Source organism: Bacteroidota bacterium (assembly GCA_005882315.1).
Taxonomy (GTDB): Bacteria; Bacteroidota; Bacteroidia; order Chitinophagales; family Chitinophagaceae; genus VBAR01.
Genome location: VBAR01000003.1, coordinates 659,344 through 665,922 on the forward strand (window position 1 = coordinate 659,344; position 6,579 = coordinate 665,922).

The 6,579-nt window shown below is 40.2% G+C and carries 9 protein-coding genes; 2 read left to right on the plus strand and 7 right to left on the minus strand.

Annotated features, from left to right (window positions below):
* Window positions 1–66 precede the first annotated feature (66 nt).
* Complete coding sequence (locus tag E6H07_16345) at window positions 67–909, plus strand: ion transporter (GenBank protein ID TMI62969.1); 843 nt, start codon at window positions 67–69, stop codon at window positions 907–909.
* 1 nt (window position 910) lies between these two features.
* Here the strand turns inward: E6H07_16345 and aroQ are convergent, their stop codons facing one another.
* Window positions 911–1,330 carry a type II 3-dehydroquinate dehydratase gene (gene aroQ / locus E6H07_16350; GenBank protein TMI62970.1) on the minus strand — a complete coding sequence of 140 codons (420 nt, stop codon included), beginning with the start codon at window positions 1,328–1,330 and terminating at the stop codon, window positions 911–913.
* Between the two features lie 38 nt (window positions 1,331–1,368).
* On the opposite strand from aroQ, the gene E6H07_16355 reads away from it, so the two are divergent.
* Window positions 1,369–1,797 (plus strand): hypothetical protein, encoded by a 429-nt coding sequence (locus E6H07_16355; protein ID TMI62971.1) that lies wholly within the window; start codon window positions 1,369–1,371, stop codon window positions 1,795–1,797.
* 1 nt (window position 1,798) lies between these two features.
* Here E6H07_16355 and carA read toward each other — a convergent pair whose 3' ends face one another.
* From carA to rpsM, 6 genes are all read right to left on the minus strand, one after another.
* A complete protein-coding gene (gene carA / locus E6H07_16360) occupies window positions 1,799–2,899 on the minus strand; it encodes a glutamine-hydrolyzing carbamoyl-phosphate synthase small subunit (GenBank protein TMI62972.1) in 1,101 nt (366 codons plus the stop codon).
* 121 nt (window positions 2,900–3,020) lie between these two features.
* The gene (locus E6H07_16365; protein ID TMI62973.1) at window positions 3,021–3,500 is read right to left on the minus strand and encodes a 50S ribosomal protein L17; all 480 of its coding nucleotides are present in this window, start codon (window positions 3,498–3,500) and stop codon (window positions 3,021–3,023) included.
* Between the two features lie 136 nt (window positions 3,501–3,636).
* Window positions 3,637–4,638: a DNA-directed RNA polymerase subunit alpha gene (locus E6H07_16370; GenBank protein TMI62974.1), complete on the minus strand. Its 1,002-nt coding sequence runs from the start codon at window positions 4,636–4,638 to the stop codon at window positions 3,637–3,639.
* 117 nt (window positions 4,639–4,755) lie between these two features.
* Complete coding sequence (gene rpsD / locus E6H07_16375) at window positions 4,756–5,361, minus strand: 30S ribosomal protein S4 (GenBank protein TMI62975.1); 606 nt, start codon at window positions 5,359–5,361, stop codon at window positions 4,756–4,758.
* A 231-nt stretch (window positions 5,362–5,592) separates the two neighbouring features.
* The gene (gene rpsK, locus E6H07_16380) at window positions 5,593–6,009 is read right to left on the minus strand and encodes a 30S ribosomal protein S11 (protein ID TMI62976.1); all 417 of its coding nucleotides are present in this window, start codon (window positions 6,007–6,009) and stop codon (window positions 5,593–5,595) included.
* Between the two features lie 158 nt (window positions 6,010–6,167).
* A complete protein-coding gene (rpsM, locus tag E6H07_16385) occupies window positions 6,168–6,548 on the minus strand; it encodes a 30S ribosomal protein S13 (GenBank protein ID TMI62977.1) in 381 nt (126 codons plus the stop codon).
* Window positions 6,549–6,579: the final 31 nt, after the last annotated feature.

A 6,579-nucleotide genomic window follows, 5' to 3' on the forward strand; every position in this document is an offset into this window, starting at 1 on the left:
CCAGATGCTTTTCTGAGAGTTACAGTTTCTTTATATCTTTAGTTCCACCAAATTCACAGCTGCTTCATGTATCAGAAAATAAAGAAAGACGCATACATTCTTCTTCATCCCGAATTAGGAGATTCAAAATGGGATAAATTCCTGAATGCATTTATCCTTACATTAATTGTACTGAATGTTATGGCGGTCATATTGGAGACAGTACACCCCTTATACGAGAAATATAAAACAGCTTTTGACATATTTGACCTGGTATCCGTTATCATTTTTACGATCGAGTATATACTACGGGTATGGAGTTGTAATGTTGATAAAAAATATTCTGGCTCTGTAAAAGGAAGACTGAAATACATGTTAACGGGCGGGGCAATAATAGACCTCCTCGCCTTCTTCCCCTGGTACCTGCATCGTATTCTAGGTTTTGACTTAAGAATACTTCGTATTCTGCGGCTACTTCGTTTCCTGCGATTATTCAGGCTTACCGCATATACCAGATCAGCACAGATGATATTTAATGTTTTTAATAGCCGTATCAGGGAACTGTTACTAAGTTTGTTACTGGCCATTTTTCTCATTATCATCTCATCATGTATTGTTTTTTTTGCTGAACACAATGTAGAAGGAACCCAGTTTACAAGTATACCAGCCACCCTATGGTGGGCTGTTGTTACACTTACCACAACAGGCTATGGTGATATGTATCCCGTTACTGCAGTAGGCAGAACATTAACCGGGATAATAATGCTTACCGGCGTTGCTTTCTTTGCATTGCCCGCCGGTATTATCACTGCGGGTTTTTTAGATGAAATGCGGATCATCAGAAAAGGGAAAACTTATAAATGTCCGCATTGTGGTGGTGATATTACCAATCATGTACACAAACATCATCTTGACGATGGAAACAGTTGATCTATTTTGAAAGAAAATATTCCAGCGCAAGCTCATATCCTTTTAATCCCAAACCAAAAATACTGCCGGCAGCTTTACCACTTACATGAGATAATTTTCTGAAATCTTCCCGTGCATGCACATTAGAGATATGCACTTCAACAACCGGTGTTTTAATGGCAGCAATAGCATCGCCAATAGCTACAGAAGTATGCGTATAACCTCCGGGATTAATGATGATCCCATCATAACTAAAGCCCACCCGGTGTAATTCATTGATCAGATCACCTTCCACATTACTTTGATAATAATGAATGTCAGCAGAAGGGTATTTTGCTATTAATGTCTTCAGATAATCATCGAAAGACTGGTTACCATAAATATCCGTTTCCCGTTTACCAAGCAGGTTGAGGTTAGGGCCATTGATAATTGCTATCTTCATCCCCCGAAAATAATCTAATTATTTAAAACCCATCCACCATGAGTTTTTTAGAAGCACTTTACGGAAGCCAATATTATGAAATACAAAAACAAGGTAAAGATGGAAATAAAGGCAGGACGAGTGCTAACTTTTTCCTGGCTGCATTGATCATTCTAATCTTCATTGCAGTGCTAATGATAGGCGTAAGCTTTGTTCCGGGGTTTAATGAAAGTCTTACAAAGTCTATAAGAAATGTATTCGGTTACAGCAGCGGCCGGTCTATTGGCAAATTGCTTGCACTCCCACTTTTCATCCTACTTTATTTTATACTAAGCTTATCAGTTGGAAGCAAAGAGAATTTTAAAATAAAGACAGAGGCCTTTATGCAATATCCGGATGAAGTGAAAAAGAAAGCGAATGCAAAACTCCTTATCCCTTTCTTTGTTTTATTGGCGATTGTTGGAGTGCTGGCCTTTTCCAAGCTTTAGCCTATTGATTTTTTATTGTATCAATAAACTCATCAAACAAATAACGACTGTCCTGCGGACCCGGTGTACTTTCCGGGTGATATTGAACCGAGAAAACCGGTTTGCCTTTCACTTTAATGCCTTCGATCGATTTATCATTCAGGTTCACATGCGTTACTTCAATATGCTTTGCGTTTTTTACAGACTCAGGATCTACACCAAAACCATGATTTTGGGTAGTGATCTCCGCCTTACCGGTCAGTAAATTTTTTACTGGGTGATTTAATCCGCGGTGACCATGATGTAATTTGTAAGTGGAAACGCCGTTTGCCAAAGCAACCAGTTGATGTCCCAAACAAATTCCGAAAATTGGTTTGTTTTCCTTCATTACATCTTTTACCGTTTCAATTGCATAATCCATTGCTGCCGGATCGCCGGGGCCATTAGAAATAAAATAACCGCTGGGATTAAATTCTTTCAGCGAAGCGATATTTGATTTGGCAGGAAATACTTTTACAAAAGCCCCACGTTCAACCATACAATGAAGGATATGCTGCTTTACACCATAATCAAGCACTGCAATTCTCACAGGTGAATTCTTATCACCCATCTCATACGACTCTTTGGTACTTACCTGTGAAGCCAGTTCAAGACCATTCATATCAGGTACTTTCTTCAGCTCTTCTTTCAGCTTTTCTGCATCCAGGATCTCAGATGAGATGATGCAGTTCATAGCTCCCTTGGTTCTGATATGCGCAACTAAAGCTCTTGTATCAACACCTTCGATGCAAACAATCTTATTTGCTTTCAGGTACTCATTCAGTGAACCCTTTGCTTGCTTTCTTGAATACACTTCTTCAAGATTGCGGCCGATCAGGGCACGGATCTTCACCGATGATGATTCCACATCCTCATCCTTCACTCCGTAATTGCCAACATGAACAGAGTTCATGATTAACACTTGTCCATAATAACTTGGGTCGGTAAATACTTCCTGGTAGCCGGTCATTCCGGTATTAAAGCATATTTCGCCACCGGCTGTGCCGATATAGCCAAATGCTTTGCCATGAACTAAAGTTCCGTCTTCGAGAAGGAGTATTGCGGGTTGTTTGGAGTCTGCCATTAGTATTAAAAGTTTTGCAAAGAAAACGAATGAATTAAAATATTGCCTCAGAACTTTTTCACAAAATAAAAAAAGGCAGAACCGCTAACGATCCTGCCTTTGTATGAGTTGGTTTTTTCAATTATTCTTCAGTCTTTGGAGTTTCAGTCGTTGCTTCTGCTGCTTCAGTTGTCTTTTTAGCACGGCCGCGGCGTGTTTTCTTAGTAGCTTCTTTAGCCTCGCCTTTGCCTTTACCATAAATTTCATTGAAGTCAACCAGCTCGATCATTGCTGTTTCAGCATTATCACCAGGTCTTGCACCCAATTTGATAATACGGGTATAACCACCTGGGCGGCCAGCCACTTTTTCAGCAACTGTGCTGAACAGTTCAGTGATCGCAACCTTATCATTAAGATAGCTGAATACCACACGACGCTGGTGTGTTGTGTTCTCTTTACTCTTAGTGATCAGTGGTTCTACATAAACACGCAATGCTTTTGCTTTAGCAACTGTTGTTGTGATCCTCTTGTGAGTGATCAAAGCAATTGCAAGATTGCTTAGCAAAGCATCTCTGTGTGCTTTCTTTCTGCTTAAATTCTTGATTTTGTCTCCGTGACGCATGACGTTTAAGTTTTAGAGCCTTGTACCGTGTCAGGATTTACAAGACTTGCTTTCATAATTTATATAATCAGAAAGCGGTTATTAAAAATAAAGACTATCCATCCTAAGTCTCCCCTTTAGGGGGACAGGGGGTGTCTTAAAAATCTTCTTTATCCAATCCTAATTTTCCGAGATCCATTCCAAAGCTCAAACCTCTTTCAGTCAGCACCTGCTCAATTTCAGCAAGTGATTTCTGACCGAAATTGCGGAACTTCATCAGGTCTTCCTGTTCGTACTGTACCAGTTCGCTCAGTGAATTGATCTTAGCAGCTTTCAGACAGTTGAAGGCACGTACAGAAAGATCGAGATCTTCCAAAGGTGTCTTCAGTATCTTACGCAGTTGCAGTGTTTGCTCATCTACCAGGTCTTCTTTCTTCTCTTCTTTATTATCGAAAGTGATGTTCTCATCTGTAATGATCATCAGGTGCTGGATGAGGATACGTGAAGCCTGCTTCACTGCTTCTTCAGGATGAATAGTACCATCTGTAGAAACTTCCATGATGAGTTTTTCGAAGTCCGTACGCTGCTCCACACGGGTGTTTTCAATTGTATACTTTACATTTTTAATAGGAGTATAAATTGAATCGATAGGAATATAACCGAGCGGTGCTTCTTTTGGTTTGTTTTCTTCAGCAGGAACATAACCACGGCCTTTACCGATAGTCAGTTCTATATCCATTTTAGCAGATGAATCGAGTGTACAGATCAGCAACTCAGGATTCATGATCTGGAAGCTTTGTGTTCCTTCAGCGATCATACCTGCTGTAAACTCAGTCCTGTTACGGATAGAAAGCATGATCCTTTCATTGCTTACTTCATGGTCAACTGCTTTTCTGAAACGAACCTGCTTCAGGTTCAGGAAAATTTCCACTACATCTTCACTCACACCTTTCATGGTTGCAAATTCATGATCAACACCATCCACCTTCACTCCAACAATTGCATAACCTTCCAATGAACTTAATAACACACGGCGAAGGGCATTACCAATTGTAACACCAAAACCGGGTTCCAAAGGACGAAACTCAAACTGAGCTTCAAAATCGTTTGCCTTTTGTAAGATAATTTTATCGGGCTTCTGGAAATTTAATATTGCCATATTGAATGTTTAAAATTTAAAGTGTATTGTTTTTTACCAATCCGCATAGTACCAGTGTCAAAAGTGAAAGGTGAAACGTGAAATTATTCTTTCACATTTGCCGTTTCTCGTCTCACGTTACTTGCTGTACAATTCGACGATCAACTGCTCTTTAATATTTTCCGGTACACTTTCCCTTTCAGGATAAGTGATGAAAGTTCCTTTCATATCAGCTTCACTCCAGTCCAACCAGCTAAACTTAGGATTCTTACCTTTTATTAAGCCTGTAACAGCAGCATTGCCTTTACTTTTTTCTTTCAGTGTGATCACATCACCTGCTGTCAACTGGAAAGAAGGAATGTTTACCACACCACCATTTACCTCGATATGCTTGTGGCTTACGAGCTGGCGTGCAGCAGGACGTGAAGGAGCAATACCGAGACGGTAGATGGTATTATCCAATCTTGCTTCCAGGAGTTTGATCAGGTTTTCACCTGTTACACCTTTGCGGCGTGCTGCTTCTTCAAATGTTTTGCGGAATTGTTTTTCCAATACACCGTAAGTGTATTTTGCTTTTTGTTTTTCACGAAGCTGGAGTGCATACTCACCTAAGCTTTTACGCTTACGGTTTGCTCCGTGCTGACCTGGAGGGTTGCTGTTTTTACCCAACCATTTGCCATTGCCCAGTATGGGCTCACCAAAAATGCGAGAAATCTTGGTCTTTGGACCAGTGTAACGTGCCATAGTTTTTTATTCATTTCCGCTTTTTAAATACCGGTGAGCTGATCGTTGAAAGCGGTAAAAATTAATCAGCCACCCTTTTATTAAAATGAACTGCTTTGATCCTTTCAAAGCAATTATGACTTTCTATTTCTTCTTCTTCTGATAATAATGAAGGCAGAAATTACTGCTATCATTATTATAAATCCCCCTGAATAACCGTTACTCATTATAAATCCGGTTTAGGGGAAAATTTTAAACTCTTCTTTTCTTCGGCGGACGGCAACCATTATGTGGAAGCGGCGTCACGTCTTTGATCATCACGATATCAATACCACTTTGTGAAATGGCACGGATGGCACCTTCACGGCCAGATCCCGGACCTTTTACAAAAACGTCTACTCTTTTCAAACCAGCATCCATTGCGGTTTTAGCTGCATCTGCTGCTGCCATCTGTGCGGCATAGGGAGTGTTCTTCTTAGAACCCTTGAAACCCATTTTACCAGCACTGCTCCAGGAAATAACCTGGCCGTTTTTGTTTGTTAAGCTGATGATGATGTTGTTGAAGCTTGCTGTAATGTGTGCATCACCGTATGAGTCCACTCTTACAACTCTTTTCTTTGCGGCAGCCTTTGCGCTTACCGGCTGCTGTGTTGCTGTTGCTTTTGCCATGTTTTTGTTCTGAGGTAATCTTTTGTTTAAATAATTATCCCGATTTTGTCGGAACTGAATCAACCCTCCTGCTGATCTGTTAAGCTATCTGGTGTCGATTCAAAGTTGTCAGATCTATATAAATTGGCAATTGCTTATCGCATATTGCCAATTGAATATTACTTCTTAGGTGCCTTCTTTTTACCGGCAACTGTTTTACGCTTGCCTTTTCTTGTACGGCTATTGGTTTTTGTTCTTTGACCACGAACCGGTAATCCCTTACGATGACGGAGACCACGATAACAGGCGATGTCCAATAAACGCTTAATGCTCATTTGAACTTCACTACGCAGAGCACCTTCCACTTTCAGTTCTTCAGTGATAGTGTTACGGATAGCATTCAATTCATCATCATTCCAGTCGTTTACTTTCTTGTTAAGATCAATACTGTTCTTACTAAGAATGTATTTAGCAGTAGCCGGGCCAATACCATATATATAGGTAAGTCCGATTTCTCCTCTTTTTTGTTTGGGTAAGTCTACACCGGCGATACGAGCCATAGTTTATTTTCTATTTAAATTTTGAATTTTG

Coding starts and splice junctions, on each gene's coding strand:
- E6H07_16345 (TMI62969.1), top strand. CDS start 67: ATGTATCAGAAAATAAAGAAAGACGCATACATTCTTCTTCATCCCGAA.
- aroQ (TMI62970.1), bottom strand. CDS start 1,330: ATGAAGATAGCAATTATCAATGGCCCTAACCTCAACCTGCTTGGTAAA.
- E6H07_16355 (TMI62971.1), top strand. CDS start 1,369: ATGAGTTTTTTAGAAGCACTTTACGGAAGCCAATATTATGAAATACAA.
- carA (TMI62972.1), bottom strand. CDS start 2,899: ATGGCAGACTCCAAACAACCCGCAATACTCCTTCTCGAAGACGGAACT.
- E6H07_16365 (TMI62973.1), bottom strand. CDS start 3,500: ATGCGTCACGGAGACAAAATCAAGAATTTAAGCAGAAAGAAAGCACAC.
- E6H07_16370 (TMI62974.1), bottom strand. CDS start 4,638: ATGGCAATATTAAATTTCCAGAAGCCCGATAAAATTATCTTACAAAAG.
- rpsD (TMI62975.1), bottom strand. CDS start 5,361: ATGGCACGTTACACTGGTCCAAAGACCAAGATTTCTCGCATTTTTGGT.
- rpsK (TMI62976.1), bottom strand. CDS start 6,009: ATGGCAAAAGCAACAGCAACACAGCAGCCGGTAAGCGCAAAGGCTGCC.
- rpsM (TMI62977.1), bottom strand. CDS start 6,548: ATGGCTCGTATCGCCGGTGTAGACTTACCCAAACAAAAAAGAGGAGAA.